This is a genomic window from Arthrobacter sp. B0316-1-20 (assembly GCF_059091865.1).
Map to the genome: position 1 here is coordinate 296,755 of NZ_JBNHHC010000006.1, position 25,887 is coordinate 322,641.

The window sequence follows — 25,887 nt, forward strand, 5'->3', positions numbered from 1 at the left end:
CCGCCCGCCCTAGAAGTAGTAGGGGAACGACGACCAGTCGGGGTCGCGCTTGGCCAGGAAAGCTTCCTTGCCTTCGACGGCCTCGTCCGTCATGTACGCCAGGCGGGTGGCTTCACCGGCGAAGACCTGCTGGCCGGCCAGTCCGTCGTCGGCCAGGTTGAACGCGAACTTCAGCATCCGGATGGCCTGCGGGGACTGCCGGGCAATGTCCGCCGCGTATTCCAGCGCCACCTCCTCGAGCCGCTCATGGTCCACCGCCTCGTTGACGGCGCCCATGCGGACCATGTCCTCGGCCGAGTACTCCCGGGCCAGGAAAAAGATCTCGCGGGCGGCCTTCTGGCCGATCTGCCGCGCCAGCAGTGCCGAGCCGTAGCCGGCGTCGAAGCTGCCGACCGTGGCGTCGGTCTGCTTGAACTTGCCGTGCTGCCGGGAGGCGATGGTCAGGTCGGACACCACGTGCAGGGAATGTCCGCCGCCGGCGGCCCAGCCGTTGACGACGGCGATGACCACCTTAGGCATGGTCCGCATCAACCGCTGGACTTCCAGAATGTGCAGCCGGCCGGCGCGGGCCGGGTCGATGAATTCGGCCGACTCGCCGGCCGCGTTTTCCACCGGGTACCGGTAACCGTCGCGGCCGCGGATGCGCTGGTCGCCGCCGGAGCAGAACGAGTGGCCGCCGTCCTTGGGCGAGGGGCCGTTGCCGGTGAGCAGCACGGTGGCCACGTCGGGCGTCATCCGGGCGTGGTCCATGGCGCGGTACAGCTCGTCCACGGTGCCGGGCCGGAAGGCGTTGCGCACTTCCGGCCGGTTAAAGGCGATGCGCACCGCCGGCAGGTCGCGCACCACGTTGCCGCTTGCGTCGCGCTCCACCTGGCGGTGGTAGGTCATGTCCTGGAAGTCGAAGCCTTCCACCACGCGCCACCGCGCCGGGTCGAAGAGGTCGGAAACCTTCTCCGGCAGGGCAGGCTGCGCCGGGACTCCGGCGTGGCCGGCGGTAGTGTTGGCGGTACTGGCTGGGGCGGGGCTCTCGGAAGTCACCCTTCGAGTTTATCGTTGCCGTTCCGCGGCTGCGCCGGGAGCAGCCCCTCCACTAGGCTGTTCGAAACCTGACTCCTTCCGAAAGAGCGACCGTGGGCCATCACCTTGAAATAGTCCGGCACGTCAACGCACCGGTCGACGCCGTGTGGCGCGTGATCACCGACATCCCCGGCTCCGCCCGGACGCTGAGCTCCGTGACGCGGGTCGAGATCCTGACGCCCGGCGACTACGCCGAGGGCTTCCGGTGGCGCGAAACCCGAAAGATGATGGGCAAGGAAGCCACGGAGGAGATGTGGGTGGCGGACGTCGACGCGCCGGCGTCGACGACGGTCAAGGCGGCATCGAACGGCGCCGACTACACCACGAGGTTCACGCTCGCTCGCGTGGACGGCGGCACCCGGCTGGCCATGTTCTTCGGGGCCGAGCTGGAGAAACCGGGAACGCTCTCGAGGCTGATGATGGCGCTCTTCGGAAAGCTGGGATTGCGCGTGGCGGGCAAGCAGATGGCCAAGGACCTGGAAGAGATCGCCGCCAAGGCCGAGGGCAGGGACGAAACCGCCGGTTGAGCCGGCCGGGTTCCGGGCGCTGCCTCGGACCTTCTGCGTCACGGCAGTTGACCCCTCCCCGGCCGCGTGGGATTCTTTATAGAACGGTCGGTCGGTAATTTCAGTCGCCTGCGGCAGCCGAAGCGACCGCTCATCGTCACCGTTGAACGATCAAGCGCGAGGGATTATTTCTATGGCTGAGGCATTCCTGATTGGCGGGGCGCGGACCCCGGTTGGCCGCTACGGAGGGGCGCTCTCGGCGGTCCGTCCCGACGACCTGGCGGCGCTGGTCGTCAAGGAAGCCGTGGTCCGGGCAGGCATCGATCCGGATGCCGTCGAGGAGGTCATCCTCGGCAACGCCAACGGGGCGGGCGAGGAAAACCGCAACGTGGCCCGCATGGCCTGGCTGCTGGCGGGCTACGGCGACCACGTTCCCGGCATCACCGTTAACCGGCTGTGCGCCTCCGGCCTGAGCGCCATCATCCAGGCGTCGCACATGATCAAGGCCGGCGCCGCGGACATCGTCATCGCGGGCGGCGTCGAATCGATGAGCCGCGCACCCTGGGTGCAGGAGAAGCCGGGCAAGGCCTTCGCCAAGCCGGGCGAGATCTTCGATACCTCCATCGGCTGGCGCTTCGTCAACAAGCGCTTCGCCAGCGGCGACCTCAGCCGCGACGGCAAGATGACCTATTCCATGCCTGAAACCGCCGAGGAAGTCGCCGACGTCTACGGCATTTCCCGCGAGGACGCCGACGCCTTCGCCGTGCAGTCCCACCAGCGGGCCATCGCCGCCATCGAAGGCGGCCGGCTCAAGGAAGAAATCGTCCCGGTGACGGTCAAGGGGCGCAAGGGCGACACCGTCGTCGACACCGACGAGGGACCCCGCCCCGGCACCACACTCGAGGTCCTGGCCGGCCTGAAGCCCATCAACCGCGCGGACGGCGTGGTGACCGCCGGCAACTCAAGTTCGCTCAACGACGGCGCCTCGGCCATCGTGGTCGCCTCCGAGGCCGCCGTCAAGAAGTTCGGCCTGATCCCTCGGGCCCGCATCGTCGACGGTGCCTCGGCCGGCGTCGCACCGGAGATCATGGGCATCGGGCCGGTGCCGGCCACCCGCAAGGTGCTGGACCGCGCCGGCTGGAGCATCGACGACCTCGGCGCCGTGGAGCTCAACGAGGCCTTCGCCACCCAGTCGCTCGCGGTGCTGCACGACCTGAAGCTGGACCAGTCGATCGTGAACAACGACGGCGGCGCCATCGCCTTGGGCCACCCGCTCGGTTCCAGCGGGTCGCGCCTGGTGGTCACCCTGCTGGGCCGGATGGAGCGCGAAGGCGCACAGCGCGGCCTGGCCACCATGTGCGTGGGCGTCGGCCAGGGCACCTCCATGATCGTTGAGCGGGTCTGATGCTCTTCGACGACTACTCCTTCAGCACGCTGCGGCTGGACGAGCGGGAGGACCGCGTCCACCTCGCACTGAACCGCCCGGAGGTCCGCAACGCCATCGACCAGGCCATGGTGGACGAACTGCATGCCGTCTGCGCCGTCCTGGAACGGGCGCCGAGGATTCTCATCCTGTCCGGCACCGAGGTCAACGGCAAGGGAATATTCGCCTCCGGTGCGGACATCTCCCAGCTGCGCGAACGCCGTCGTGATGACGCCTTGGCCGGAATCAATTCCACGGTATTCCACCGCATTGCCCAGCTGCCGATGCCGGTCATCGCGGCCCTCGACGGGTTCGCACTGGGCGGGGGAGCGGAACTGGCCTACGCCGCCGACTTCCGCATCGCCACGCCTTCCGTGAAGATCGGGCAGCCCGAGGTCGGCCTGGGCATCATGGCCGCGGCGGGGGCCACCTGGCGCCTGAAGGAACTGGTGGGCGAGCCGCTGGCCAAGGAGATCCTGTTGGCCGGCCGCATCCTGGACGCCGAAGAAGCGCTGGCGGCCCGCCTCGTCACCGAGATCCACGAGCCGGCCGCGCTCCTCGACGCCGCGCATGCGCTGGCCGACCGGATCGGCAAGCAGGATCCGCTGGCCGTGCGCATCACCAAGTCGGTGTTCCATACCCCGCGCGAGGCGCACCCGATGATCGACACCATCGCCCAGGGCATCCTGTTCGAGTCGCAGGCCAAGTTCGACCGGATGCAGGCCTTCCTAGACAAGAGCGCGGCCAAGAGCGCAGCCCGCAGTGCGGTCAAGACGGCTGCCGCCGCCCCGGACGGGGACGCCGTCCGAAGCCCTGGCGCCGCAGAGCAGCAAGGATCGAAGTGAGCGAGATGAATTCTGTGCAGACTATTCCCAACAACGTCGGTGTCCTCGGCGGCGGGCGCATGGGCGCCGGCATCGCCCACGCGTTCCTGACGGCGGGAGCCGACGTCGTCGTGGTGGAACGCGACGAGGCCGCCGCCGAGGCGGCCCGCGAGCGCGTGACGGGGGCCTTGGCCAAGAGCGTGGAGCGCGGCACGGCCACCGAACCCCTGGACGCGCTCAAGTCCCGGCTGTCGGTCTCCGTCGACTACGGCTCGTTCGCCGCGTGCGGGCTGGTCGTGGAAGCGGTGCCGGAGGACTTCGAGCTGAAGGCCACCGCGCTGAAGGCCGTCGAGGCCCAGCTGTCCCCGACGGCCTGGCTGGCGACGAACACGTCCTCGCTGTCCATCGCCAAGCTGGCCGACCAGTTGCAGCGCCCGGCGAACTTCTGCGGCCTGCACTTCTTCAACCCGGTTCCGGCCTCGCAGCTGGTCGAAGTGGTGCTGGCCCCGAAGACGTCGGAAGAGCTCGCCGCCGCCTCCAGGAGCTGGGTCGAGGCACTGAGGAAGACCGCCGTCGTCGTCAACGACGCGCCGGGGTTCGCCTCCTCGCGGCTGGGGGTGGCCATCGCGCTGGAAGCCATGCGCATGGTGGAAGAGGGCGTCGCATCCGCGGCGGACATCGACGCCGCGATGGTGCTGGGCTACAAGCACCCGGTCGGCCCGCTCAAGACCACCGACATCGTGGGGCTGGATGTGCGCCTCGGCATCGCCGAGTACCTCCATTCCACGCTCGGGGACCGGTTTGCCCCGCCGCAGATCCTCCGCGACAAGGTGGCCCGCGGCGAGCTGGGCCGCAAGTCCGGCAAGGGTTTCTTCGACTGGGAGGACTAGCCGGGCGGCTGTAGGCTGCTGCAATGTCATCCGAACAGCCCCGCGATGCCGGCGCTGTCGCCTGGGAAGGCGCGGTCAACGCCCGCAGGGTGGCGGGGGACATCTTCCGCATGGGCCGCGCCGAATGGCTGACCGCCGCGGGCTGGCAGCAGGCGTACGACGACGGCGTGCGCACCATCGTGGACCTGCGGAACCCGGGCGAGCGCTCGCGCCGGCCGACCGATCCGGTGGTGCCGGCCGGGGCGCTGGATAAATTCACGGTGCTCAACCGGCCGACCGAAGAGCCCGGGCACGCGAAGTTCGCCAACAGCGCCCCGTACATGAACCACCCGCGTTTCTACCTGGACAACGTGCGGGTCTTCCCGCACCTGATCGCCGAGGTGTTCCGCACCCTGGCACACGCGGAGGGCGCCGTCGTCGTCCATTGCTCCGCCGGGCGGGACCGCACGGGCATGGTCTCCATGATGCTGCTGCAGCTCGCCGGTGTCCCGGCCGAGCGGATCGCCGACGCACACGAGCTGGGCATCCGCGGCATCAACGACTGGCACCGGGTCAGCCCCTACCCGCATCCGGTGGAGCGGTACGTTGGCGGCGACGAGCTGGAGGCCCGGGTGGCGGAGATGCGCGGGTCCCTGCTGCAGGTCTTGGCCCAGCTGGAGGTGGAGCCGTTCCTGCTGCGCCATGGCCTGACGCCCGCCGACGTCGACGCGCTCCGGCGCCGGCTCGCCTGAATCCTTCGGCGGGCGGGCGCCATGCGGTCACCGAAAAGGGGGCTGTGCCGGCTGCGGCTGTCATGTAGGCTGGATACGTTACCGACCGACCGTTCAGTATTTTATGTCCCGCCCCATCCTGCGCCAGCACCGGGGCCGGGCGAAGAAAGGGCTGTCAACGATGACCTCTACCGCCGTTGATGTCGAAATTGTTCCCAGCTACATCCAGGATGCCTGGTGGACCCCCGAGGGCGATGTGTCCGGCACCGAGGTCCGCGATGCCAGCACCGGCGCCGTGCTCGCCCGGGTCAGTACGGACGGCCTCGACCTCGCCGCAGCCGTCGAACATGGCCGCACCGTCGGCCAGGCCTCGCTGGGCCGGCTGACCTTCCACCAGCGCGCGCTCAAGCTCAAGGAGCTGGCCCAGTACCTGAACGCGCGGCGCGATGCGCTGTATGAGGTTTCGCACCGCACCGGCGCCACCAAGATCGACAACATGATCGACATCGACGGCGGGATCGGGGTGCTGTTCACCTTCGGGTCCAAGGGGCGGCGCGAACTGCCGAACTCGCAAATCGTGGTGGACGGCCCGGCAGAGGTGCTGGCCAAGGACGGCTCGTTCATGGGCCAGCACATCTACACCCGGATTCCCGGCGTGGCCGTGCAGATCAATGCCTTCAACTTCCCGGTATGGGGCATGCTCGAGAAGTTCGCGCCGGCCTTCATCGCCGGCGTGCCCACCATCGTCAAGCCGGCCACTCCCACCGGTTACGTGGCCGCCGCCGCTGTGAAGCTGATCATCGAGTCCAACATCCTGCCGGCCGGTTCACTCCAGCTGATTTCCGGTTCTGCCCGTGACCTGCTGGATCATTTGGATTACCGCGACGCCGTGGCCTTCACCGGGTCCGCCGACACCGCGAACCTGCTGAAGTCCCACCCGAACGTGGCCCAGGGCGGCATCCGTTTCACCGCCGAGGCGGATTCGCTCAACGCCGCGATCCTCGGGCCCGACGCGGTGCCGGGCACCCCGGAGTTCGACGCGTACATCAAGTCGCTGGTCACCGAAATGACGGCCAAGGCGGGCCAGAAGTGCACCTCGATCCGCCGCGCCATCGTCCCCAAGGACCGCATGCAGGACGTCGCCGACGCCGTGCGTGCCCGGATCGAACAGCGCGTCGTCGTCGGCGACCCGAGGGCCGAAGGCGTCACCATGGGCGCGCTCGCCTCGGTGGAGCAGCTTGACGACGTCCGCGCAGCCGTCCAGGCCATGATCGATGCCGGCGGCGAGCTCGCCTACGGCACGCTCGATTCGCCGCAGGTCACCCGCGCCGACGGGACCGTGGGCGACTCCGAGGGCGCCTTCATGTCGCCGGTGCTGCTGACCTGGGCCGATGCCGAGGCCGACGCCGTGCATTCGCTGGAAGCTTTCGGCCCGGTTTCCTCCGTCATCGGCTACGAGGACCTGGACGACGCCGTGCGGCTGGCCGCGAAGGGCTCCGGTTCACTGGTGGCCACCGTCGCCACCAACGACCCCGAGGCCGCCCGCGTGCTGGTTACCGGGATCGCCGCCCACCACGGCCGCGTGCTGGTGCTCAACCGCGAAGACGCCAAGACGTCCACCGGCCACGGTTCCCCCGTGCCGCACCTGGTCCACGGCGGACCGGGCCGCGCCGGCGGCGGCGAGGAATTGGGCGGCATCCGCTCCGTGCTGCACCACATGCAGCGCACCGCCATCCAGGGTTCGCCGAACATGCTCACCGCCGTGACCGGCGTGTGGCATACCGGCGCCGACCAGTATTTCGACGACGTGCACCCGTTCCGCAAGAACCTGGCCACACTGCGGATCGGCGACGCCATCCGTTCGGAGCTCCGCCAGGTCACGCTGGAGGACATCACCGCGTTCGCCAACGAAACCGGCGACACCTTCTACGCCCACACCAACCAGGAGGCCGCCGCCGCCAACCCGTTCTTCCCCGGCATTGTGGCGCACGGTTACCTGCTGCTCGCCTGGGGTGCCGGGCTGTTCGTGGAGCCGGCACCGGGACCGGTGCTGGCGAACTACGGCTTGGAGAACCTGCGCTTCATCACTCCGGTGGCAGCCGGCGACTCGATCCGGGTGACGCTCACCGCCAAGCGCATCACCCCGCGCGAGACGGACGAATACGGCGAGGTCGCCTGGGACGCGGTGCTGACCAACCAGAACGACGAGATCGTCGCGACCTACGACGTGCTCACACTGGTGGAGAAGTAGCCGGAGCTCCTCCTCCTGCCGCGTCCCCGGCGGCCCGGGCCCCGGGGACGGGCAGGAACACCACCGTGTGCCAACGCCAGAAGGCGAACAGCACCAACAGCACGGTGGCGCCGTACAGCAGCTGCGGCGTCGGCTGGCTGGGAAAGACCAGCGAGGTGGCCAGCTGCACCACGGCAAAAGCCAGCCACAGCCACCAGGCCTCATAGATCCGGTGCGCCAACCCCAGATACACCACCGTCATCACCGCCGCGTAGAACGCCTGGAGCAGGAGGACGGTCAGCAGGCCGCCCTCCAAGGGAAAGCCCGCCTGAATGTCGCTGGCCACGAAAACGACCGTGGCGGCGATGAGGACCAGCACGGCGGCCGCCCAGGTTCGGCCCGTTGCCCGCTGCACCCACACCGCCGGACCGGCTGCACCCGGCGCAAGGAGCGGGGCGGCGGACCGCCAGCGCCACGCGCCGTAGCAGGGCAGCAGCAGCGCCACGCCTATCGAGGCATCGACGAAGAACCCGCCGCCGCCGTCGAAAGCCGGCGTGAGCAGCAGCAGGAAGACCAGGGCCTCCTGCACCAGCAGCACGGGCCAGGCCCAGCGGGAGTGGAGGCCGAACAGGAAGACCGTCAGCAGGCCCACCGACGCCTGCAGGTAGCCCACGGAAACCAGCGCGCCGGCAGGGCCGTCCAAAACCTTCAAGGCCATGATCCAGTCCATGCCGCCGCCCTCCCGTTAGCTGGTTATGCGGCCCGTCCCGCCGGGCCAGGCCCGGGAGCGGCCGGACGACCGGGAGCGGCCGGACGCCCCGGTCGCACCGGCGCCAACCGGTGTTTGCTCCGCACCGGCCGCCGCAAGGCCACCTGCCAGCCCAGGTAGCCAAAGACCTGGAGGCCGGCCGCTATCGCGCCGTACAGCGAGACCCAGACCGGTGCGTCCCGGATGGCGGAGAGGAACATGGTGGACAGCGAGAGCGCAACGCCCAGCCACCACGACTGCAGGATGCCGTGGGCGAAGCCCAGGTACATGACGGCCGGGAGTGCGGCCAGCAGGGCGTTAAACAGGTACAGGGGGCCGATCTCGGCAACCGGGGTGACGCCGGCGAACCCGTTGAGCAGGAACAGCAGCAGCAACAGCCCAGCGCCGATTCCCCACTCACGCCCGTGGGCGGAGCGGAGCGGGACACGGACGCCTTCCCGCCGGTACTGGGTCCACTTCCACAGGCCGTAGAGGGCAGCAGCCAGCACAAAAACGGTGCTTGTGTTCAACCGGCCGTAGGGGATCCCGGTGGCCAGCAGCACGGCGGTAGCGGCCACCGGCAGCAACCAGGCCCACGGCACGCGGTAGGCGAACAGGACAATGGCGGCGATCGTGAGCGCCATGCTGAGCGCCGAGACCCACCCGAACTCCCCATCCATATCGATCACGTCCCCATAACATCGAATGGTGAGGTCAGCCTAGCAGGGGAGGACGGCGAATTCAGCAGGTACGCCGGCTCCGTCGGGCGGCCGCGGATCCGCGAGGGTGCGGCCGGCGCTGCCGCCGGGAGTCAGGCGTTGGTGCGGGCCGGCGCTGCGCCAGGAGTCAGGCGATGACGCGGGCCGCGGCAGGCAGGTGGAGGCCGTCGAACATCATGGCGATCAGGTCGTCGGCGAGCTTCTGCGGGGACAGCGATCCGCCCGGTTTGTACCACTCGACGATGGAGTTGATCGTGCCGAAGAGCAGCCTGGCCGTGGTCCTCGGGTCGATGTCCCCGCGCAGGGAGCCCTCGGCCCGGGCGGCGTCCACCAGGTCCGCCACCTTGTGGTCGAACGCGCGCCGGCGGTCCAGCGCGTCGCGTTCGATCTCGGTGTTGCCGCGCAGGCGCAGCAGCAGGGTGACGTAGGGCAGTTTTTCGCACAGGACCTGGACGGTGCCGCGGAGCACGAACTCCAGGCGCGCATCCGCCCGGCCGGCGGAAGCCGACGGGTTTTCGAGCACGCCTTCCAGGCTGCCGAGGGCCTCATCCAGGGCCAGGCGCAGCAGGTCGCCCTTGGAGGGAACATGGTGGTAGATGGCGCTCTTGGAGATGCCCAGGTTCTCGGCGAGGATGCCCATGGAGGTTGCCTCGTAGCCGTGCTTGTTGAACACGGCGACGGCGACGTTCAGCACCGACTGCTGGTCGTAGCCCGGGCGGCCGCGGCGGGCGGTCTCCTGGGTCCTTGTTTTCGCCATTGTCCTATTCTCCCACGACCGTTAGGTCAGTTATGCGGCGGGCGGCGCCTGCACAGGCCTGCTGCCGCCCGCCGTTCCCACATCCGTCAGGCGTTGTCGCGCAGGTCGTAGACCCGGCGCAGCTTGCCGCTGGACCGCGCGAGGGTGCCGGGGTCCGCAACCACGATCTTGCAGCTGGAGCCGACGTGGATCTTGATCTGGCGCTGCAGCTCCCGGGCCGCTTCGGTTGCCTTGGCGGGGGTGCAGTCTTCGCGGCGTTCGATCTTGACGGTGAGCTCGTCCATCCGGTGCGGCCGGCTGATCTCCAGCTGGAAGTGCGGGCTCAGGCCGGGGATGCGCAGGGCGATCTCCTCGATCTGGGTGGGGAAGAGGTTCACGCCGCGCAGGATGATCATGTCGTCCGAGCGCCCGGTGATCCGGCCGATGCGGCGCATGTTCGGCCGCCCGGTGCCGGGCAGCAGCCGGGTGAGGTCGTGCGTGCGGTAGCGGATCACCGGCATGGCCTCCTTGGTCAGCGACGTGAACACCAGCTCACCGGACTCGCCGTCGCCCAGCACCCGGTCGGTGAGCGGGTCGATGATTTCCGGCCGGAAGTGGTCCTCCCAGATGGTGGAGCCGTCCTTGTAGTCCACGCATTCGCCGGCGACGCCGGGGCCCATGACCTCGGAGAGGCCGTAGATGTCGCAGGCGTCGATGTCGAGCTTGCCCTCCAGCTCGTGGCGCATCTCATCGGTCCACGGCTCGGCGCCGAGCACGGCGACCTTCAGCGACGTCTTCGCGGGATCGACGCCGGCGTGCTCCATCGCGTCCACGATGGTGAGCAGGTAGGTGGGGGTGCAGAGAATGGCGTCCGGTTCGAAGTCCTGGATCAGCTGGATCTGCTTCTCGGTCTGGCCGCCGGACATGGGGATGACGGTGCAGCCGAGCTTCTCCGCGCCGTAATGTGCCCCGAGCCCGCCGGTGAACAGGCCGTAGCCGTAGGCATTGTGGACCTTCCAGCCCTTCTTGACGCCGGAGGCGCGGATGGAGCGCGCGAACAGCGTCTCCCAGTTCTGGATGTCCCGGCGGGTGTAGCCCACCACGGTGGCGCGGCCGGTGGTGCCCGAGGAGGCGTGGATCCGGGCCACCTCCTCCTGCGGCACGGCAAACATGCCGAACGGGTAGGACCGGCGCAGGTCTTCCTTGTCCGTGTAGGGGAACTTGGCCAGGTCGGACAGTTCCTTGAGGTCCTCCGGGCGGACGCCGGCGTCGTCGAACTTCTGCTTGTACATGGGTACGCGCTCATAGGCGTAGGCGACCGTGTGCTGCAGGCGCTTCAGCTGGAGGGCTTCCAGCTCGTCCCGGCTCATCAGCTCCTCCGGGTCGAGGGTGTCCTCGGCGGCGGGAGTCGTCTTGCGGGCTTTCGTACCGGTGGTGGTCGTCATGGGAACGGTCCTTTAATGCGGGTCGGGCAGTGCTGTCGGTGAAGGCTGGGGGCGTCGCTGTCGAAAGCTGCGGCGCAGTCAGGGCTTTCGCTGGTTGCGGGCGGGGTTGGGGACGGTGCGGGAACGGCCGCGGAATTCGAGCAGAACGTCGGCACCGCCGTCCGGTTTCTCCTGGGTGACGGTGATGTCGTACAGGCCGCTCCGCCCGGTCTGGTTGACCAGCCGGGCGGTTGCGGTCAGCAGCCGGCCGGCGAATCCCGGGTTGAGGAAATTGACGTCGACGCCGGAGGCCACCGTGATGGTGCTGCCGTCGCCGTCAGGGTCGTTGCAGGCCAGCGCGAAGGCCACGTCGGCGAACGCGAACACCATGCCGCCCTGCGCCATGCCGAAGCCGTTGAGCATCTCTTCGCGCAGCCGCATCTCGACCACGACGTCGCCAAACTCCGCCTTCACGACTTCCACGCCCATCCAGCGTGCGGCCTGGTCGTTGACGAAGGCCGGGTGCACGGGCCGTTCGCCCGGCTGCAGCTCGTTGCTTTCCGCCGGAACGTCCCGGGAAGTGTCGACGTCGATGTCCGTCATGGAAGCCCCTCGCTGTTCATTACCGAATGTTCATTAGGTAATCCTGATTTGTGATTCAAGTCAAGGCGGCCGGGGATCGCCGGGCGGGTTAGGCCGGCTCGGTGGCGCCGATCGCGTCGAGGGCGAAGGCGTAATCCCAGGCCCGGTCCTTCCAGGCCTCGTACCGTCCGGACGCGCCGCCGTGGCCGGCGTCCATCTCGGTCTTGAGCACGATCGGTTCGGTGCCGGTTGTGGCCTCCCGCAGGGCCGCCACCCACTTGGCCGGCTCCACGTACAGCACCCGGGTGTCGTTGAAGCTGGTGACCGCGGCGATCTTCGGATACGCGGCCGGCCGGACATTCTCGTAGGGCGTGTACGACTTCATGTACGCGTAGACCTCCGGGTCCGTGATCGGGTTGCCCCACTCCTCCCACTCCAGCGCCGAGAGCGGCAGGTCCGGGTCCAGGATCGAGGTCAGCGCGTCGACGAAGGGCACCTGCGCCACGATCGCCGCGTACTTCTCCGGCGCCAGGTTGGCGACGGCGCCCATCAGCAGGCCGCCGGCGGAGCCGCCCATGGCCGCGATCCGTCCCGGCTCCGCCCAGCCCGAGGCCGCCAGCCACTCGGTGGCGGCGACGAAGTCCGTGAAGGTGTTCTTCTTGCGCAGCTTCTTGCCGTCCTCGTACCAGTGCCGGCCCATCTCGCCGCCGCCGCGGACGTGCGCCACCACGTAGACCACGCCGCGGTCCAGCAGCGACAGCCGCGCCGTGCTGAACGCCGGGTCCATGCTCACCTCGTAGCTGCCGTAGGCGTAGACCAGCGCCGGGTTGCTGCCGTCACGCCGCACCGAGGCCTTGCGGACCACCGACAGCGGAATCCTCGTGCCGTCCGCCGCGGCCGCCCACTCCCGCCCGGCCACGTAGTCCGCCGGGTCGTAGCCGCCGAGCACCGGCGTTTCCTTGCGCAGGTGCAGCGTGCCGGTGGCCAGCTCGTAGTCGTAGATCCGCGGCGGCGTCAGGAACGAGGTGTAGGCCAGCCGGATCACCGGTGCCTCGTAGTCGGAACCGCCGACGCCGGCGGTGAACAATTCCTCGTCGAATGCCGGCTCCGCCGGGGCAGCCTGCGCGGCCGTGCCCAAACCGGCCAGGGGCAGCACCTGCACGCGCTCGATGGTGTCCTGGCGGATGGACAGCACCATATGGGTGGCGGTCACCCCGGCCCCGTTGACCCGCACGGCGTCGTCGTGCTCCACCACGGTGTCCCAGTGCTGCTCGGCCAGGGGCTTGGAGAACTCCGCGAGGTCCGCCAGCGAGACCATCGAGTTCACCGCGTCCTTGTTGTGGGTCAGCAGCACCTTCTCGGCACCGTCCAGCAGGAACGGCTCGGCGTCGTACAGCACCCGCTCGCCGCGCGGGATGAGCGTCCGCAGCCCGGCTTCCGGAGCGGCGAAGTCCAGCAGGCGCGTCTCGGAGTATTCGGAACAGCCGATCCCGATCACCAAATGCCGGCGGTCGGAGGACAGCTCGAACCCCATCCACATGGCCGGGTCGTCTTCCTGGTAAATCACGACGTCGGAGGCCGCCGGTGTGCCGATGGTGTGCGCCTTGATCTGGAACGGGCGCCAGGACTCGTCGACCACCGTGTAGAACACGCGGCTGCCGTCGGGATCGAACGCCAACGAGTAGAAGACGTTCTCCACGACGTCGTCCAACAGGTCGCCGGTGTCCAGGTCCTTGATCCTCAGGGTGAAGCGCTCGTCGCCGGCGAAGTCGGCGGCGTAGGCGTAGAGGCTGCCGTCTTTGGTCACGGCAGAGCCGCCCAGCGAAAAGAACGGCTTTCCCTCGGCCTCGGCATTGCCGTCCAGCAGCACCTGCTCGCCGGGCACCGGCCGGCCGGCGTCGACCTGCGGGGGAGTCCAATCGGCTGCCCGGTCGCCGGTGTCCGCGGCCCGGACCCGGCACTGGATGCCGTACTGCTTGCCCTCTTCCATCCGGCCGTAGTACCACCAGCCGTCCTTGCGGACCGGAACCGACAGGTCCGTTTCCTGGGTGCGGTTCTTGATTTCATCGAAAATGGCCTCGCGCAGCGGCTGCTGGTGCCCGGTGACCGCCGCCGTGTAGGCGTTCTCCGCCTCCAGGTGCGCAACCACCTCCGGGCTCTCCTTGTCCCGCAGCCACTCATAGTTGTCCACGAAGACGTCGCCGTGATGGGAGCGCTCGACGGGAACCTTGCGGGGCGACGGCGGTTCCGGCAGGGCTGCGGGGGAGGAGGCGGGGACGGTTTCGGCGGGGCTGTGCGTCATGCCACCAATATATAGAGCCGGCCCGCCCCGCCGGACGGGTTCGGCTGAGGGTGGAAGCACCGGGCCGGAAGTTGATCCCGGCTGATCCCTGACGGCCGCCCTTGGCCTTGACGGTTGCGGAAAAGGCGCTATATCCTGAACGAACGGTCGGTAATTATTTCGCGGCCGGATTTCGTACAGTGAGGTGACCATCGTGGCAACGCAGACCCAGGCCGGCGACTCCCAGTTGCACGCCGTGCCGTCCCCCGAGGACGAGGCCGGGAAGGCCTACTTTGACAAGATCATTGCCGAGGACTCCCGGATCGAGCCGGCCGACTGGATGCCGGAGAAGTACCGCAAGACACTGGTCCGGCAGATGTCCCAGCACGCGCACTCCGAGATCATCGGCATGCAGCCGGAGGCGAACTGGATTACCCGCGCGCCCAGCCTGAAGCGCAAGGCCATCCTGATGGCCAAGGTGCAGGACGAGGCCGGCCACGGCCTGTACCTCTACTCCGCCACCGAGACCCTGGGCGCGCCCCGGCACGTCCTCAACCAGCAGCTGCTCGAGGGCAAGGCCAAGTACTCCTCGATCTTCAACTACCCGGCCAACAGCTGGGCGGACATGGGGGCCATCGGCTGGCTCGTCGACGGCGCCGCGATCGCCAACCAGGTGCCGCTGTGCCGGGCCTCCTACGGCCCCTACGGCCGGGCGATGGTGCGGATCTGCAAGGAAGAGTCCTTCCACCAGCGGCAGGGCTTCGAGATCCTGCTGGAACTGGCCAACGGCACCCCGGCGCAGAAGCAGATGGCCCAGGACGCGGTCAACCGCTTCTACGCCCCGGCGCTGATGATGTTCGGCCCCACGGACACCGACTCCCCGAACTCGCAGCAGTCGATGGCCTGGAACATCAAGCGCTTCTCCAACGACGAGCTGCGCTCGCGGTTCGTGGGGATGATCCAGGAGCAGGTCAAGGTCCTGGGCCTGACCCTGCCCGATGACAAGATCCGCTACAACGAGGAAACCGGCATGTGGGAGCACGGCGAACTCAACTGGGACGAATTCTACGAAGTCCTCGCCGGCCGCGGCCCCTGCAACGCGCAGCGGATGGAGCGCCGCCGCGAGGCACACGAGAACGGCGCCTGGGTGCGCGAAGCAGCAGCCGCCTACGCGGACAAGAAGGCACAGAAAGCGCAGGTGGCCTGAATGGCAACTGGAGACCAGACCGCAATGGCCCGACCCGTGGAGACGGCGACGGCGGAAGCCGCGTCGTCCGACAAGCAGCCCTGGCCGCTGTGGGAAGTGTTCGTCCGCTCCTCGCGCGGGCTCTCCCACGTGCACGCCGGTTCGCTGCACGCCCCGGACGCCGAGATGGCCGTGCGCAACGCGCGGGATCTTTACACCAGGCGCAACGAAGGCGTCTCCCTCTGGGTGGTGCCGGCGTCGGCCATCGTGGCCAGCGATCCTGACGCGAAGGGCGAGTTCTTCGAATCCCCCAAGGGCAAGGATTACCGCCATGCCACGTACTACACGAAGAGCGAAGGGGTGAAGCACCTGTGAGCGGCGAAAGCGCCACCCGGATCACGCCGGGCAACGCCCTGCGCCCGGAGGACATTGCCGCGCAGGTGACCGAAGGCACGAAGGCCAGCCACGACGTCGGCGAGTACGCGTTGCGCCTCGGCGACGACGCCCTGATCCTGGCCCAGCGGCTGGGCTGGTGGATCTCCCGCGCGCCGGAGTTGGAAGAGGACGTCGCGCTCGCCAACATCGCGCTGGACCAGATCGGCCATGCCCGGTCGTTCCTGACCTACGCCGGCTCTGCCTGGGGCAAGTCCGAAGACGACCTGGCTTACTGGCGCGGGGAGAACGAATTCCGCTCCAGCTACCTCGTCGAACAGCCCAACGGCGACTTCGGCAGGACGATCGCCCGCCAGTTGGTCATCGCCACGTACCAGCACGAGCTGTACTCGCGGCTGGTCGACTCGCAGGACGAGACCCTGGCGGCCATCGCGGCCAAGGCGCTGAAGGAAGTGGACTACCACCGCGACCACGCGGCGCAGTGGACGCTGCGGCTGGGCGACGGCACGGAAGAGTCGCACCGGCGCATCGCCGCCGGCTTCCTTTCCATCTGGCCGTACGTGGAGCAGTTGTTCCTGGACGATGAGCTGATCGACCGGCTGCCCGGCATCGCGGTGCGGCCCTCGGAACTGCGCGAAGGGTTCGACGCCTTCATCGCGGACGTCTTCGCGGAGGCGACCCTGGAGGTCCCGGACGTCCAGCCCGCCATGACGGACAAGACCCGCGTCAAACACAGTGAACACCTGGGCTACCTGCTGGCTGAGATGCAGGTGCTGGCCCGCGAACACCCCGGCGCCACCTGGTAACCAGGCCGGCCATCGGAGTAACGGAGCTATTCATGTCCACCAATACGGCCCAACGGCCGGCAGGAACCGAAGCGGCACGCGTCTGGGACGTTGCGGCCACCGTCTGTGACCCGGAGATCCCCGTGCTGAGCATCGAGGACCTGGGCATCCTGCGGTCCGTGTCGGTGCTGGATGAAACGGACGACGGCGGGCGGCCGGCCGTCGAGGTGACCATCACCCCGACCTACTCCGGCTGCCCGGCCATGGACGCCATCCGCGACGACATCGTCGCCGCGCTGGCCTCCGAGGGCTACGCCGACGTCCGGGTGAAGCAGGTGCTGGCCCCGGCCTGGACCACGGACTGGATGACCGCCGAGGGCAAGGCCAAGCTGAACGAGTACGGCATCGCCCCGCCGTCGGGCATGGCGCCGGTCCGCACCGGACCGGTCAGGCTGGGCCTGAGCGTCAAGTGCCCGCGCTGCGATTCCCTCAACACCCGCGAGCTGTCCCGGTACGGCTCCACGTCGTGCAAGGCGCTGTACCAGTGCAACGACTGCCATGAACCCTTCGACTACTTCAAGGTGCTTTAGATGACTACTTCCACCCCGGAGGCCACGGCCGTCAAGCGCCGCGCCACCTTCCACCCGCTGACCGTCGCCGAGGTCCGCAAGCTCACGGACGAGGCCGTCGAGGTCACGTTCGAGGTGCCGGAGGAACTGCACGGCCAGTACGATTACGTGCCCGGCCAGTACGTGGCGCTGCGCACCACGCTCGAAGGCCAGGAAATCCGGCGCAGCTACTCGATCTGCGCCGAGCCGAAGCCGGGCGAAATCCGGGTGGCGATCAAACGCGACATCGGCGGATTGTTCTCGAACTGGGCCAACGACCACCTCAAGGCCGGGGACGTCCTGGATGTCATGAGCCCCACCGGTGCGTTCATCTCCAAGCACCAGATGACGGAGATCAACCACCCCGAACAGATCAACGCCGACGCCGGGGCCACCTTCGTGGCGTTCGCCGCCGGGTCCGGCATCACGCCGGTGATCTCGATCGCGCGGACCGTGCTGGCCGCCAGTGACAGCGTCCGGTTCGACCTGGTCTACGCGAACAAGGCCGCCATGGACGTCATGTTCGTGGAGGAACTGGCCGACCTGAAGGACAAATACCCCACCCGCTTCGCGCTGCACCACGTGCTCTCCCGCGAACAGCGCATTTCACCGCTGCTCTCCGGCAGGATCGACGCCGAGAAGCTGACCAGCCTGTTCGACAACGTGCTCCGCACCGACGACGTGGACGAATGGTTCCTCTGCGGCCCCTACGAACTGGTGCAGCTGTGCCGCGACACCCTGGCCGAACGCGGCGTGCCGGCCGAGAAGATCCGCTTCGAGCTGTTCAGCACCGGCGAGCCGACCAAACCGCAGGGCAACATCGGCCGGCCGGTGCAGCTCGACCCCAGCGCGGACAACTACGAGATCAACTTCCGGCTGGACGGGCTCTCCGGCACGGTCGCTTCGCCCAAGCATGCCCGGGAGTCGGTGCTCAACGCCGCGCTGCGCGTCCGCCCGGACGTTCCGTTCGCCTGCGCCGGCGGCGTCTGCGGCACCTGCCGCGCCAAGGTTGTCTCCGGCACGTTCACCATGGAGGAGAACTACGCGCTGGAACCGGACGAGATCGAGCGCGGCTACGTGCTGACCTGCCAGACCCACCCCACCGGCGACGAAATCACCGTCGACTACGACGCCTGACCGATCTTAACAGCACCGACCCCGAAGGAGTCCCATGAGCATGATTGAGCTGTCCATCCAGGACAACATCGCCGAAGTGGTGCTCAACGCACCAGGCAAGATGAATGCGCTGGACGAACAGGCGGTCCATGATCTGGGCAAGGCGTACGACGACGCCGCCGCCGCCGGCGTCCGGGCGCTGCTGCTCCGCGGCGAGGGCCGCGGCTTCTGCGCCGGCCGCGACATCTCGGCGGTGGACCCGGCGACCGACGACGCCTACGGTTACCTGTCCGGCGTCGTCACCCCGGTGCTGCGGAAGATGGCGGAGTTCCCCGCGCCCACCTTCGCCGCCGCGCAGGGGGCGGCGCTCGGCGTCGGGCTCGGCCTGCTGATCGCCACGGATGTGGTGTACGTGGCCGACAGCGCCAAGATCGGCTCGCCGTTCGCCAACCTGGGGGCCACCCTGGATTCGGGCGGGCACTGGCTGTTCACCGAGCGGCTCGGTGCGCACCGCACGCTGGACCTGATCTACACCGCCGAGCTGATGAGCGGCGAGGAAGCGGTAAGGGCCGGGCTGTTCAGCCGGGCCATGCCGGCGGACGAGCTGTTGGAGACCACCCGCGGCATCGTGGGCAAGGTGGCCCAAGGCGCCACCGGCGCGTTCCGGGCGTCCAAGGAGCTGGTGGCGAACATCCGCGACCAGCGGCTGGGCCTGTGGCTGGCCACCGAAGAGGAAAACGCCGCGCAGGGCCGGCTGTGCAAGAGCGACGACTACGCCGAAGGCTTCAAGGCCTTCCAGGAGAAGCGCAAGCCGGTCTTCAAGGGCTGACGGCGGGCCGAGGCCGGTGCCGCGCGGCTAGCCCGGTGCCGCACGGTTGGTGCCGCGCGCTTTGCCGGTGCCCGCGCGGACGGAGGGTAGGCTTCCAGGCGAAGCCCGTTCGCGCTGCCGGGCTGCCGGCCTCTGCTCCAGGAGTCACATGAATGCCGCCCCGCCTGCCGTCACCACCGTCGCCTGCCCAGACCGGGACCTGATGGCCGCCCTGGAACCCCTGCCCGCGGGGATCCGCACCGTCTATTGGGATTTCGACGGCGACCCCGAGGACGTCCGGCCCGAGCAGATCGAGGCCGTGGTGCTGCCGTACCCGGACATGTCCCGGGCCGTCGCCGGCCTGCCGAAGCTGGCGAACCTGCAGCTGGTGCAGGCCCAAACCACCGGGGTCGACGGGATAGCCGCCGTCGTCGGACCGGACGTCGCCATCGCCAGCGCGGCGGGAGTGCACGCCGCCGCCACCGCCGAACTCGCCGTCGGGCTCGTGCTTGCCTCCTTGCGCGGGATCGACGTCGCCGCGCGGGACCAGCCCGAGGGCCGGTGGCGCCACGTGCGGCGGCCGTCGCTGGCGGACCGTAAGGTGCTGCTCGTCGGCGTGGGCGGCATCGGCCGGGAAATCGCGCGGCGCCTGGAGCCCTTCGACGTGCAGCTGACCCGGGTCGGGACCCGCGCCCGGGACGACGGCGACGGCCACGTCCACGGCACGGACGAGTTGACGGAACTGGCGGCGTCCCACGAAGTGCTGATCCTCATCACACCCCTGACGGAAGCCACCCGCGGGCTGATCGATGCGGCGGTACTGGCGGCCCTCCCGGACGGTGCGCTGGTGGTCAACGTGGCGCGCGGGGCGGTTGTCGACACGGCGGCCCTGACCGCGGAAGTCGTCTCCGGCCGGCTGAGGTGCGCGTTGGACGTCACCGATCCCGAACCGCTGCCGCCGGACCACCCGCTGTGGCGGGCCGGCAACGCGCTGATCACCCCTCATCTGGGCGGCGACACCACGGCGTTCGAACCGCGGATCGTCCGGCTCCTGAAGAATCAACTGGCGGCGGTCGCAGCCGGCCGGGCGCCGCAGAACCTGGTGCAGCCGGGCCGCTTTCGGCCCTGAGTCCACGAAAGCCCCGCCCGTGGCCTGCCGAGGCGTCCGGGTCTGGACAACCGTCCCGGCCCGCGGGCAGGATGAAGGCGGCGCGTCGGCAGCGGTGTTACGCGCCGGGAGGGAAGACCCATGGGCATCATCGTGGCCAACATGTTCCTCACCCTCGACGGCGTGTACCAGTCGCCGGGCGCGGCCGACGAGGACCCGGAGGGCGGCTTCGACTACGGCGGCTGGCAGGCGCCGTTCTTCGACGAAGCATCCGGCGAGGCGATCGGGGAGGTCATCGACCGGATCGACGCGCTGCTGCTCGGGCGGAAGACCTACGACATCTTCGCGTCCTACTGGCCCAATGCCGGCGAGGACTCTCCGATCGCGGTGAAGTTCAACGCGGTGCCGAAGTACGTCGTGTCGACCACGCTCACCGAGCCCGCCTGGGCGGGCACCACCGCGTTGCACGATGCGATGGCGGCCGCCCACCTTCGCGAGCGGCACGACGAGGTGCACGTGTTCGGCAGCGGCGACCTGTTGCAGTCGTTGTTCACCGAGGACGTGGTCGGCCGCCTCAACCTCTTTCTGTATCCGCTCACGGTGGGCAGCGGGAAGCGCCTCTTCGGCTCCGGCACCATCCCGGCATCCTTCCGCCTCGCCGGCCCCGCCCGCACCTTCGAGAAGGGCGCGGTGGCGCTGGTATATGAGCGTGCGGGCGAGGTCGAGACCGGCAACATGACAGAAGTCGCGGCGCCCCCGGGCGGGAACGGCGGCTGAGCGCGCGCTTCAGCGGGTGTCCAGGTCCTCGAATACCAGGAAGGTCTGGGTGTCGAGGATCCCGGGCATGGACTGGATCTGGTCAAAGATGACTCGGCGCAAGTCCACGTTGTCCACGGCACGGACCAGCAGGATGACATCGAAGTTCCCGCCGACCAGGGCAATGTGGTGCACCTCGGGAATGGCGCGCAGGGCTTCGCGCAGCTCGCGCCAGGAGTGCTGGCGCAGCTTCAGGGTCACGTAGGCGGATGCCTTCAGTCCCGCCTTAATCGGGTCCACCAACGCCGTGAACTTGGTCAGCACGCCCGCCTCGGTCAGCCGGGCGATGCGCGAGTAGGCGTGGGCGCGGGAGATGTGCACGTTTTCGGCGACCGCGGTCACGGACAGCCGGCCATCCCGGGTCAGCTCCGCCAGGATCCGGCGGTCGATCTCGTCCAGCTGCGGGACTTTTGCGGCGGCACCGTTGGCCATCTGTCTACACCTCGCGGGGTTATCCAGCTCACATTAACAATTCGTCTCCAAGACTACGGCCAGGCAAGCAGATAATCCACGTTTTCCCGCATAAGTGGATACGAAAAGTAGCCGAATCCATACTAAAGCTACACAGTTTCTTCACCAGGGCCGCCCGCGCCATGCGGGGCGGCAGGCAACGGCGCCCGCCGACCAGGATTCGAATGGAGACACCATGACCATCTCAACCGGTAACCCGATCGAGGGATCGATGTCCGACCCGTCCGGCCGCCCCGGCATGGATGATCAGGTCACCGCGGAGGCCTACATGCTGCCCTCCGGGCAGCCCGTGCAGCTGGTGGACCCGGACGGCCGACACGTGCACAACGACAAGTACCCGCTGCCCGACGGCGAGGCCCTGCTGGGCGCCTACCGCGAACTGGTGGTCGGCCGCCGCGTCAACGACCAGGCCAACGCCCTGGTCCGCCAGGGCAGGCTGGCCGTCTACCCCTCATCGCACGGGCAGGAGGCCTGCCAGGTGGCGGCGGCCCTGTGCCTGGGCCGGGACGACTGGCTGTTCCCCACGTACCGCGACACCGTCGCCGTGATCGCCAAGGGCGTCGACCCGGTGCAGACCCTGACCTTGCTGCAGGGCGACTGGCACGGCGGCTACGATCCCTACGAGCACAAGGTGTCGATCCAGGCCACGCCGCTGGCCACCCAGCTGCTGCACGCCGTCGGCGTCGCCCACGCCGCCAAACTCAAGGGCGAGGACACCGTCGTCGTCGCGCTCTGCGGTGACGGGGCCACCAGCGAGGGCGATTTCCACGAGGCGCTGAACTTCGCCGCCGTGTTCCACCTCCCGGTCGTATTCTTCGTGCAGAACAACCAGTACGCCATCTCCGTCCCGCTCAATAAGCAAACCGTGGCGCCGTCGCTGGCGCACAAGGCCATCGGCTACGGCATGCCGGGCGAGCGGGTGGACGGCAACGACACCGCCGCGTTGTTGTCCGTGCTCGGCAAGGCCGTGACCCGGGCCCGCGACGGCGGCGGCCCCGCCCTGGTCGAGGCGCACACGTACCGGATGCAGTCGCACACCAACGCCGACGACGCCACCCGCTACCGCACCGACGACGAAGTGGCCGAGTGGGCGCCGAAGGACCCGCTGGTGCGCCTGCGGACATACCTCAAGGAACTGCACCTCCTGGACGAGGCCCTCGAAGAGGAAATCGCCGAGCGGGCGGAAACCGTGGCCGCGCAGATGCGCGACGGACTCAACGCCGAGACCGACGTGGACCCGGAGGACCTGTTCCGCTTCGTCTACACCGAAAAGACCAGCCAGCTTCGCGAGCAGGCCGCCATGCTCCGCGACGAGCTCTCGCGCGAGTCGGCCTGAGCGCCGCCGCCCAGTAAAAGGACACCCCATGAGCACAACAATGACGTTCGCCAAGGCGCTGAACACGGCCCTGGCCGACGAGATGGAAGCAGACCGCTCCGTCGTCGTCTTCGGGGAAGACGTAGGCCCGCTGGGCGGCGTCTTCCGCATCACCGACGGCCTCACCAAGCGGTTCGGCGAGGAACGCTGCTTCGACACACCGCTGGCCGAATCCGGCATCATGGGCATGGCGATCGGCATGGCGATGAACGGCCTCCGCCCGGTGGTGGAGATGCAGTTCGACGCGTTCGCCTACCCGGCGTTCGAGCAGGTGGTCTCGCACGTGGCCAAGATGCCCAACCGGACCCGCGGCAGGGTCAAGCTGCCGATGGTGATCCGGATTCCGTATGCCGGCGGGATCGGGGGAGTGGAGCACCACTGCGACTCCTCGGAGTCCTACTACGCGCACACGCCGGGCCTGACGGTGGTGGCGCCGGCCACGGTGGAGGACGCCTACACCATGCTCCGCGAGGCCATCCGCTTCCCGGATCCCGTGGTGTTCCTGGAGCCGAAGAAGCTCTACTTCTCCAAGGAGCAGCTGGACCTCGAAGCGCTGCAGTCGCAGTGGGCCGCCCCCGCGATCGCGCAGGGATCCGGGGCGGGGCAGGCCGGCACCGCGGGGTCCGGCATCGGCCGCGCCGTCGTCGCCCGCGAGGGAACCGACGCCACGCTGATTACCTACGGTCCGTCCGTGCCCACCGTCATGCAGGCCGCCGCGGCCGCCGCCGAGGAGGGGTGCTCGCTGGAGGTCATTGATATCCGGTCGATAGTACCGTTCGACGATGAAACCGTGATGGCGTCCGTGCGCAAAACCGGCCGCGCCGTGGTCGTCGCCGAGGCCCCCGGCTTCGCGTCCGTCGCCTCCGAGATCGTGGCGCGGGTGCAGGAGCGCTGCTTCCACTCGCTGGCCGCCCCGGTGCTGCGCGTGACCGGTTTCGATATTCCGTATCCCGCGCCGAAGCTGGAGCGGCACTACCTGCCCAGCGTGGACCGCATCCTGGACGCGGTGGATGAACTTCAGTGGGAGGACGCGTAGCCATGTCGCGACAGGTATTCAAACTGCCCGACCTCGGCGAGGGCCTGACCGAGGCCGAGCTGGTCAACTGGCTGGTCAAGGTCGGCGACGAGATCCGCGTGGACCAGCCGGTCGCCGAAGTGGAGACCGCCAAGTCCATGGTGGAGGTGCCCAGCCCGTTCGCGGGGACCGTCGCTGTGCTGCACGGCGCGGCCGGCGACACCCTGGACGTGGGCAAGCCCCTCATCTCCGTCGACGCTCCGGGCTACGTGCACGACGACGGTGCCCAGGCTGCCGCGCCGCAGGCCCCCCGGGCGGGGGAGGCCGCCGCCGCGGTCGCGGCGGGAGACGCTCCCGACCCGGACCGCGCGGGGCCAGGCGCCGGCCATCCCGACGGCGAGGCCTACCGGAGGGAGGAGCGCGCCGGCATCCAGGAGCCTGCCGAATCCGGCTCCGGCAACGTGCTGATCGGCTACGGCACACCCGGTGGATCGGCGGGGTCCAAGCGCACCCGGAAACCGAAGACCGGCCGCGTTGCCGTGGCGACCCTACCGCTGGCAGCTCCGGCGGCGGCTCCGGCGACCGCGGCGGCCTCCCCGGCGGCAGTGACCTCCGCGGCGGCGGTGGCCTCCCCGGCGGTAGCTCCGACGACCGCGGCAACGCAGGAGGAACCCGTGCCGGCCGCGAGCGGACGGGCCCCGCTGGTCATCTCGCCCCTGGTCCGCAAGCTGGCCCGCGACTCGGGTCTCCGCTTGACCGACATCGCCGGCACGGGCCCGGACGGCATGGTGCTGCGCAAGGACGTGGAGGCCGCGCTGGCCGGAGCCCCGGCCCCCGCCGGCGCAATGGCCGGAGCCGCCGCCCCCGCCACCGGCGTTGTTGGAGCCCCGGCGGAGGGCCGCACGGCGGGTGCCGCCGATACCGACGCCCGTACCGGCCTGGGCATCGCCACCCGCACCCCGATGAAGGGCGTGCGGAAGACCGTGGCCCAGGCGATGTCGCGCAGCCGCAGCGAAATCCCCGAGGCCACCGTCTGGGTGGACGTGGACGCCACCGCCCTGCTGCAGATGCGCGCCGACCTCAAGCGCCGCGATCCGGAGAACACCCCGGGGCTGCTGGCCTTCATCGCGCGGTTCGTGCTGGCCGGCCTGGCCAAATATCCGGAGTTGAACACCCGGGTGGAAGGCGAGGAGATCGTCGGCTTCGACGGCGTGAACCTCGGCTTCGCCGCCCAGACCGACCGCGGTCTGATGGTGCCCAGCGTACGCAACGCCGACAGGCTCAGCGCCCGGCAGCTGGATACCGAGATCAGGCGGCTCACCGCCGTCGCGCGCGACGGCAAGGCCACGCCGGCCGAGCTGACCAGCGGCACCTTCACCCTGAACAACTACGGCGTGTTCGGTGTGGACGGCAGCGCCGCCATCATCAACTACCCGGAGGTGGCGATCCTCGGCGTCGGCCGGATCATCGACAAGCCGTGGGTGGTGGACGGGCAGCTGGCGGTCCGCAAGGTGACCGAACTGGTGCTGGCCTTCGACCACCGCGTCTGCGACGGCGGCACCGCGGGCGGCTTCCTGCGCTACGTGGCGGACGCGATCGAAAACCCCGGCAGCGTCCTCGCGGACCTGTAGCAGCTCCCCGCCGGCCGGCGCCCAGCCGGCGGCAGCCCGGAATTTTCCCTAGCTGGCCCGTCCCCGCCGGCGCTACCCTTAGGGCATGGTCACTCTGCCAGAGGCGTACAAAAAGTACCTCTCCCGCCTGTCTGCACACCATGCCGAGGCGCTGCGCCCGGTGTTCCTCGAGTCGGCTGCCGAGGGGGAACACGGCGTGATGGTCCGTGGCATGGGCTCCAAGCATGTGCAGGCCTACGTCGACGACTCCGTGCCGTTCGGCGAAGTGCGCGAGGTGCTTCGCTCCGTCCACGAACTCTGAGCTCGGGACGCCCGCCAGGAGGCCGCAGCCAGTTGGCCGCGGCCTGGTGGCCGGGTGTGCCGGAGGGGTCGGCACGGTACCGTGGCAGGATCAGGCTGCGCCGTCCGCGCGGCCGGTGTCCGAC

26 protein-coding genes are annotated in these 25,887 nt (G+C 69.1%); 18 read left to right on the forward strand and 8 right to left on the reverse strand.

The window, feature by feature from the left end:
• Positions 1-9: 9 nt before the first annotated feature.
• A complete protein-coding gene (locus AC5RW2_RS12755) occupies positions 10-960 on the reverse strand; it encodes a 1,4-dihydroxy-2-naphthoyl-CoA synthase (protein ID WP_494023277.1) in 951 nt (316 codons plus the stop codon).
• A gap of 170 nt (positions 961-1,130) precedes the next feature.
• Here AC5RW2_RS12755 and AC5RW2_RS12760 point away from each other — a divergent pair, with 170 nt between their 5' ends.
• From AC5RW2_RS12760 to paaZ, 6 genes are all read left to right on the forward strand, one after another.
• Positions 1,131-1,604 (forward strand): SRPBCC family protein, encoded by a 474-nt coding sequence (locus AC5RW2_RS12760; RefSeq protein WP_494074031.1) that lies wholly within the window; start codon positions 1,131-1,133, stop codon positions 1,602-1,604.
• A 172-nt stretch (positions 1,605-1,776) separates the two neighbouring features.
• A complete protein-coding gene (locus AC5RW2_RS12765) occupies positions 1,777-2,988 on the forward strand; it encodes a thiolase family protein (RefSeq protein ID WP_494074032.1) in 1,212 nt (403 codons plus the stop codon).
• On the forward strand, positions 2,988-3,851 hold the full coding sequence (locus tag AC5RW2_RS12770; RefSeq protein WP_494012823.1) for an enoyl-CoA hydratase/isomerase family protein: 864 nt from the start codon (positions 2,988-2,990) through the stop codon (positions 3,849-3,851). Before AC5RW2_RS12765 ends, AC5RW2_RS12770 begins: the two co-directional genes overlap by 1 nt.
• A gap of 5 nt (positions 3,852-3,856) precedes the next feature.
• Positions 3,857-4,720, forward strand: coding sequence for a 3-hydroxyacyl-CoA dehydrogenase family protein (locus AC5RW2_RS12775; RefSeq protein WP_494013005.1), 864 nt, complete (start codon positions 3,857-3,859; stop codon positions 4,718-4,720).
• Between the two features lie 23 nt (positions 4,721-4,743).
• Positions 4,744-5,451, forward strand: coding sequence for a tyrosine-protein phosphatase (locus AC5RW2_RS12780; protein WP_494074033.1), 708 nt, complete (start codon positions 4,744-4,746; stop codon positions 5,449-5,451).
• A 160-nt stretch (positions 5,452-5,611) separates the two neighbouring features.
• Positions 5,612-7,681, forward strand: a complete 2,070-nt coding sequence (gene paaZ / locus AC5RW2_RS12785) for a phenylacetic acid degradation bifunctional protein PaaZ (RefSeq protein ID WP_494000616.1) — start codon at positions 5,612-5,614, stop codon at positions 7,679-7,681.
• Here the strand turns inward: paaZ and AC5RW2_RS12790 are convergent.
• From AC5RW2_RS12790 to AC5RW2_RS12815, 6 genes are all read right to left on the reverse strand, one after another.
• Positions 7,662-8,378 (reverse strand): nicotinamide mononucleotide transporter, encoded by a 717-nt coding sequence (locus tag AC5RW2_RS12790; protein WP_494022407.1) that lies wholly within the window; start codon positions 8,376-8,378, stop codon positions 7,662-7,664. The two genes, paaZ and AC5RW2_RS12790, sit on opposite strands and share 20 nt — an antisense overlap.
• A gap of 35 nt (positions 8,379-8,413) precedes the next feature.
• Positions 8,414-9,088, reverse strand: a complete 675-nt coding sequence (locus AC5RW2_RS12795) for a nicotinamide mononucleotide transporter (RefSeq protein ID WP_494074073.1) — start codon at positions 9,086-9,088, stop codon at positions 8,414-8,416.
• A 166-nt stretch (positions 9,089-9,254) separates the two neighbouring features.
• The gene (locus AC5RW2_RS12800) at positions 9,255-9,884 is read right to left on the reverse strand and encodes a TetR/AcrR family transcriptional regulator (RefSeq protein WP_494000614.1); all 630 of its coding nucleotides are present in this window, start codon (positions 9,882-9,884) and stop codon (positions 9,255-9,257) included.
• An 86-nt stretch (positions 9,885-9,970) separates the two neighbouring features.
• A complete protein-coding gene (gene paaK / locus AC5RW2_RS12805; RefSeq protein ID WP_494000613.1) occupies positions 9,971-11,308 on the reverse strand; it encodes a phenylacetate--CoA ligase PaaK in 1,338 nt (445 codons plus the stop codon).
• A gap of 78 nt (positions 11,309-11,386) precedes the next feature.
• A complete protein-coding gene (locus AC5RW2_RS12810; protein ID WP_494074034.1) occupies positions 11,387-11,890 on the reverse strand; it encodes a hotdog fold thioesterase in 504 nt (167 codons plus the stop codon).
• An 88-nt stretch (positions 11,891-11,978) separates the two neighbouring features.
• Positions 11,979-14,171 (reverse strand): S9 family peptidase, encoded by a 2,193-nt coding sequence (locus tag AC5RW2_RS12815; protein ID WP_494074035.1) that lies wholly within the window; start codon positions 14,169-14,171, stop codon positions 11,979-11,981.
• 193 nt (positions 14,172-14,364) lie between these two features.
• On the opposite strand from AC5RW2_RS12815, the gene paaA reads away from it, so the two are divergent.
• The 8 genes from paaA to AC5RW2_RS12855 all read left to right on the forward strand — a co-directional run bounded on the left by paaA (position 14,365) and on the right by AC5RW2_RS12855 (position 20,931).
• A complete protein-coding gene (paaA, locus tag AC5RW2_RS12820) occupies positions 14,365-15,357 on the forward strand; it encodes a 1,2-phenylacetyl-CoA epoxidase subunit PaaA (RefSeq protein WP_494074036.1) in 993 nt (330 codons plus the stop codon).
• A 24-nt stretch (positions 15,358-15,381) separates the two neighbouring features.
• Complete coding sequence (paaB, locus tag AC5RW2_RS12825; RefSeq protein ID WP_494001295.1) at positions 15,382-15,711, forward strand: 1,2-phenylacetyl-CoA epoxidase subunit PaaB; 330 nt, start codon at positions 15,382-15,384, stop codon at positions 15,709-15,711.
• Entirely contained in the window at positions 15,708-16,535 is an 828-nt protein-coding gene (paaC, locus tag AC5RW2_RS12830; protein WP_494000609.1) for a 1,2-phenylacetyl-CoA epoxidase subunit PaaC, read from the forward strand. Before paaB ends, paaC begins: the two co-directional genes overlap by 4 nt.
• 32 nt (positions 16,536-16,567) lie before the next feature.
• Positions 16,568-17,104: a 1,2-phenylacetyl-CoA epoxidase subunit PaaD gene (gene paaD / locus AC5RW2_RS12835; RefSeq protein WP_494000608.1), complete on the forward strand. Its 537-nt coding sequence runs from the start codon at positions 16,568-16,570 to the stop codon at positions 17,102-17,104.
• On the forward strand, positions 17,105-18,259 hold the full coding sequence (gene paaE / locus AC5RW2_RS12840; protein ID WP_494074037.1) for a 1,2-phenylacetyl-CoA epoxidase subunit PaaE: 1,155 nt from the start codon (positions 17,105-17,107) through the stop codon (positions 18,257-18,259).
• 40 nt (positions 18,260-18,299) lie between these two features.
• On the forward strand, positions 18,300-19,067 hold the full coding sequence (locus AC5RW2_RS12845) for an enoyl-CoA hydratase/isomerase family protein (RefSeq protein WP_494001294.1): 768 nt from the start codon (positions 18,300-18,302) through the stop codon (positions 19,065-19,067).
• A 148-nt stretch (positions 19,068-19,215) separates the two neighbouring features.
• Positions 19,216-20,175 (forward strand): 2-hydroxyacid dehydrogenase, encoded by a 960-nt coding sequence (locus tag AC5RW2_RS12850; protein WP_494074038.1) that lies wholly within the window; start codon positions 19,216-19,218, stop codon positions 20,173-20,175.
• Between the two features lie 120 nt (positions 20,176-20,295).
• Positions 20,296-20,931 carry a dihydrofolate reductase family protein gene (locus AC5RW2_RS12855; RefSeq protein ID WP_494074039.1) on the forward strand — a complete coding sequence of 212 codons (636 nt, stop codon included), beginning with the start codon at positions 20,296-20,298 and terminating at the stop codon, positions 20,929-20,931.
• Between the two features lie 9 nt (positions 20,932-20,940).
• Here the strand turns inward: AC5RW2_RS12855 and AC5RW2_RS12860 are convergent, their stop codons facing one another.
• Entirely contained in the window at positions 20,941-21,402 is a 462-nt protein-coding gene (locus tag AC5RW2_RS12860) for an Lrp/AsnC family transcriptional regulator (RefSeq protein ID WP_493978019.1), read from the reverse strand.
• A 214-nt stretch (positions 21,403-21,616) separates the two neighbouring features.
• Here AC5RW2_RS12860 and pdhA point away from each other — a divergent pair, with 214 nt between their 5' ends.
• From pdhA to AC5RW2_RS12880, 4 genes are all read left to right on the forward strand, one after another.
• On the forward strand, positions 21,617-22,777 hold the full coding sequence (gene pdhA / locus AC5RW2_RS12865) for a pyruvate dehydrogenase (acetyl-transferring) E1 component subunit alpha (RefSeq protein WP_494074040.1): 1,161 nt from the start codon (positions 21,617-21,619) through the stop codon (positions 22,775-22,777).
• A gap of 28 nt (positions 22,778-22,805) precedes the next feature.
• Positions 22,806-23,852, forward strand: a complete 1,047-nt coding sequence (locus AC5RW2_RS12870; RefSeq protein ID WP_494074041.1) for an alpha-ketoacid dehydrogenase subunit beta — start codon at positions 22,806-22,808, stop codon at positions 23,850-23,852.
• A gap of 2 nt (positions 23,853-23,854) precedes the next feature.
• Positions 23,855-25,462, forward strand: a complete 1,608-nt coding sequence (locus tag AC5RW2_RS12875; protein WP_494074042.1) for a dihydrolipoamide acetyltransferase family protein — start codon at positions 23,855-23,857, stop codon at positions 25,460-25,462.
• An 85-nt stretch (positions 25,463-25,547) separates the two neighbouring features.
• Entirely contained in the window at positions 25,548-25,763 is a 216-nt protein-coding gene (locus AC5RW2_RS12880; protein WP_494000602.1) for a hypothetical protein, read from the forward strand.
• Positions 25,764-25,887: the final 124 nt, after the last annotated feature.